Source organism: Brevibacterium sp. (genome assembly GCF_022712115.1).
Classification (GTDB): Bacteria; Actinomycetota; Actinomycetes; order Actinomycetales; family Brevibacteriaceae; genus Brevibacterium; species Brevibacterium salitolerans.
This window is the reverse complement of the sequence record NZ_JALAHB010000202.1, coordinates 1-3,307: the sequence shown is the minus strand read 5'-3', so window position 1 is coordinate 3,307 and position 3,307 is coordinate 1. Positions and strand designations below refer to the sequence as shown.

The window sequence follows — 3,307 nt, the reverse complement described above, 5'->3', positions numbered from 1 at the left end:
GGGGCGTTCTGTGTCATTTGCGTGGCTCCTTCGGAGGGTGGGGTGTGGGTTCGGGTGGTGCTGCTCGGTACGGCGGTGCGGTCCGGCTCCGCGGGTCTCAGCGGTGAGGGGAGGAGGTGCCTGCAGCAGAGTCTGCCGCACGGGCGGCCGCCGCGGCGTCCCGGTCCGCATGCTGCACGGACGGGGCGTGCCCGGGCTGTCCGGCCTCGCCTGCGGAGCCCGCGCCCGTGCCGGGAGAGCCGGCGTCTGCGCCGCTCACGCCCGAGCCGCTCACGCCTGCGCCGGAGGGGTCAGCGCTGCCCACGCCCGAGCCGGAGGGGTCAGCGCCCGCGCCGCGCGGGCGGATGAACAGGGCGAGCACGGCGAACAGTGCGCAGAGGCCGGCGCAGATCCACCAGACGGTGTGGAACGAGGCATGGGTGGCGATTGCGGCACCGTCTGCACCGGTGGTGGAGAGGGAGGCCATGACGAGGGCGAACACGGCGCCGGAGACGGCACCGGCGGCAGTCCGTGCGGTGTTGTAGAGGCCCGAGGCGATGCCCACGGAGTCTGCCTCCGCGCGGTCCACGACGATGGTGGGCAGTGCGCCGATCACGATGCCGGCACCCAGTCCCGCCAGCACCAGCCAGACGGTGAAGAGGACCAGCGTGCCGGGCACCAGGATCATGAGCGCGAAGGCCACGGCGGACATGAGGCCGCCCGCGGCGACGGCGCGCGGACCGGAGAGCAGCCGGGCCACCCGGTCGCTGAGGGTGGCGCCGAGGAACGCCGCTCCCGCGTTGATCGCGATCGTGAGACCGGCGACCGTCGCGGAGACCCCGAATCCGTAGCCCAGCAGGCCGGGGTCGGACCGGAGGTAGAGGGAGATGGGCGCCTGGGAGCCGAACATCTGCGCGCCGTAGAGGAACGCCACGACGATGGGCAGACCGATCCCTCCGTGGAGCAGCACCTGCAGGTCGATGAGGGGATCCGCGCTGCGGCGGGTGTGGCGGACCCAGACGAGGAGGAGCACCAGTCCCGCTGCGACGGCGGGGACGGTGAGTGCCGCGGACCAGCTCGTGAGATTGGAGACCGCGCCCAGGACGAGGACGAGTCCCGCACCCAGCAGGAGCGCGCCGGCGAGGTCGGCCCGGCCCTCCTTGCGCAGCGGCGTCTCCTTGACGAGGAAGGCCACGCCCACGGCGCACAGCGCCATGAACGCCGCGGGGACCAGCATGGTGAGGGTGAGGCTGCCGATCGCGTCCAGCAGGGCGCCTGCGACGAGCCCGCCCAGGGCGGCGCCGAGCGTGAGCGCGCCGACGAGCTTTCCGATGCTGCGGCCGGCGTGCTCCGGGTCGCGCTGGTGGACGATGGCGAACTCCAGCGGGAGGAAGGTGGCCAGGGGCGCCTGGATCGCCCTGCCCAGCAGGAACAGCCAGTAGGTGGGGGCGAGGGCGACCAGCACGGAGGCCAGGGCCACGATGATCGAGGAGATGAGCAGCAGGCGCTTGTGCCCGTAGACGTCGCCCAGCTTGGACAGCAGCGGCACCACCATGATGGTGGCGAGCATGTAGGAGGCGTTGACCCAGTTGAGCGAGGCGGCGGAGACGCCGTAGCTCTCGCCCAGCGAGGAGAGGAGCGGCGGGAACCAGCCCTGCAGGAGGCCGCTGGCCAGCTCCATGCAGACGAGGAAGCCCACGACCGCCGAGGCGCGGGTGGACAGAGGAGTAGTGGTGGGCATGTGCGCTCCGCGGGAGTTCAGGGCTGGAACATGGTGACCGGCACCACGGTGGAGCGGGACGAGTCCCGGTGCGCGCTAGGATGAGAAATGCTCGGAAGAAGGGGGATATGTGCAGGAATCCGTGCTTTCTCCGCTGGAGAAGAGGATCATCCATGCGCTTCAGGTGAACCCGCGGGCGCAGTGGAGCGAGCTCGCCCCGGTGCTGGGTGCGGCGCCCACCACACTCGCCCGGCACTGGGACCGGCTGCGGGCTGAGGGGCTGGCGTGGACGACCGCGTTCCTGCCCTCCGGGATCGGTGCGCTCATCGACATCTCCTGCGAGCCGCGGCACGTGGCCGGGGCGATGACGGCGCTCAGCGAGTTCCCGGAGCTCATCACCATCGACCACACCGCCGGGCAGCGGGACATCATCGCCACCGCCATGACCCGCTCGCACCAGGAGGTCGGCGCGCTCGTCACCAGGCGCATCGGCGCGATCCCCGGCGTCCTGCGCACGCAGACGCACTTCGTCACGGCCATGCACGTCGAGGCCTCGGTGTGGCGCATGCGAGCGCTCTCCGCCTCCGAGCAGGCGCGGGTGCCTCTGCCCAGGCCTCCGCGCAGACGCGCCCCCAGGCTGACGGCGCCCGAGGTCGAGGCCGCGCTGCGCGAGGAGCTGCCGCGTGACGCGCGCGTGCCGGTGAGCCGGATCGCGCAGGCGCACGGGCTGAGCGAACAGCGGGTGGCGGACGGTCTTGCCCGCATGCTGGCGGACGGAGACCTCATCCTGCGCACCGATGTGGCGCGCCCGGTGACGGGCTGGCCCGTCTACACCTGGTACTTCGTGAGCGCCCCCGCCGCGCTCATCCCGCGGATGGCGACGCTGCTGCGGCAGGTGCCGGAGGTGCGCACCGCCATGTCCGTAGCCAGCGAGCACAACCTCATCATGGCCGTGTGGCTGCGGGACCTCAGCGAGGTCTCCCGGTTCGAGGCCGCGGTGGAGGCGGCGCTGCGCGGGGCACGCATCCGTGATCGCGGCGTGGTGTTCTCGACGGCCAAGCACATGGGGCACCATCTGGATGCGAACGGCCACGCGACCGGAGTGTTCACCCATCCGCTGGCGGCGCCGGCCCGCACTGCATAGTCTGCGAAGCATGACCTCCGCTTCGCACCCGCGCTCCGCCGACCGCAACCGTCCCGGCCCGGAGACGGGGTGGGTGTCCGTGTTCGGCAGCGGCGAGCCCGTGACCCTGTTCGGCCACGGGTTCTCCGGACAGATCCGGGACACCCGGCCGTTCGCCGCGGGGATCGAGGGGACGCGCGCGCTGGTGAACCTGGGCGGGCACGGCGGCCGCCCCTCGCCGGGCCCCGGCTGGGACTACGGGACCATCGCCTCCCAGCTCTCGCAGGCGCTCACCGCCGCCGAGGCCGCCGCGGGAGCGCCTGTCACCCGCGCCCTGGGGGTCTCGATGAGTGCGGGCGGGTTCGCGCGTCTGCTCACCTCCGGCGACGCTGCGGCGCTCGCCCTGGAGAAGGTCGCGTTCGTCCTGCCGGCCTCGTGGGCGGGGTTCGCAGAGGAGCAGCAGGAGGTGAACGACGCCGGAGTGT

At 72.5% G+C, this 3,307-nt stretch carries 2 protein-coding genes and 1 pseudogene; 2 read left to right on the top strand and 1 reads right to left on the bottom strand.

The features are described 5' to 3' along the window. Positions 1-97: 97 nt before the first annotated feature. Complete coding sequence (locus tag Q0A33_RS11505; RefSeq protein ID WP_291796593.1) at positions 98-1,720, bottom strand: MFS transporter; 1,623 nt, start codon at positions 1,718-1,720, stop codon at positions 98-100. 109 nt (positions 1,721-1,829) lie between these two features. Here Q0A33_RS11505 and Q0A33_RS11500 point away from each other — a divergent pair, with 109 nt between their 5' ends. Continuing rightward, positions 1,830-2,843: an Lrp/AsnC family transcriptional regulator gene (locus Q0A33_RS11500; RefSeq protein WP_291796591.1), complete on the top strand. Its 1,014-nt coding sequence runs from the start codon at positions 1,830-1,832 to the stop codon at positions 2,841-2,843. Between the two features lie 10 nt (positions 2,844-2,853). Then, positions 2,854-3,307, top strand: a pseudogene (locus Q0A33_RS11495) (alpha/beta hydrolase); the annotation flags it as partial.